This window comes from Bradyrhizobium sp. NBAIM08, from assembly GCF_020193935.1.
In the GTDB taxonomy this organism is placed as follows: Bacteria; Pseudomonadota; Alphaproteobacteria; order Rhizobiales; family Xanthobacteraceae; genus Bradyrhizobium; species Bradyrhizobium yuanmingense.
Genome location: NZ_JADYVR010000241.1, coordinates 1 through 460, shown reverse-complemented (window position 1 = coordinate 460; position 460 = coordinate 1). Strand labels below are relative to the sequence as shown.

Genomic DNA, 460 nt, shown 5'->3' with positions numbered 1-460 from the left:
GCCTCACTCTAGAATGTGGGGATGGGTTTGTCCAACTGGTTCGGGCGTAAGGCGTCCGGGCCGCCGCTCGACCTGCGCGGCCGCCTGATCGCCGCCGTGGCCGCCAAGGATCTTCGCGCCGTGGCGCAATTGTTCAAGGATCACCGCGATGAGCTGCGCGCCTCGTTCGACGACTGGAGCACCGTGCCGATCGAGATGAAGCAGGACCAGGCGGCGCTGGCGCAGTACGGCGAGATGCTCATCACCATGGCGAGGGTGTTCGAGAAGGAGGGCGATGCCGGTCCGATGGAGGCGCTGCGCGGCGACCCGATGCAGCATCCGATCGAAGACTGGAACCGCGACATCGCGGCGGCGCAGACCGCGGTCGAGGAGGGGAGGCACACGGAGGCGGCGACGATGCTCTCGGCCCTGCTCGACAGCATGAGCTCGCTGCGCGGCAGCGCCGTCGACTTCTATCGCC

General features: G+C 67.8%; 1 protein-coding gene. It reads left to right on the top strand.

All coding sequences use genetic code 11. From position 1 onward, the window contains the following. Positions 1-21: 21 nt before the first annotated feature. A partial coding sequence (locus I6F37_RS39300; RefSeq protein WP_225154270.1) for a hypothetical protein occupies positions 22-460 on the top strand: 439 nt, incomplete at its 3' end.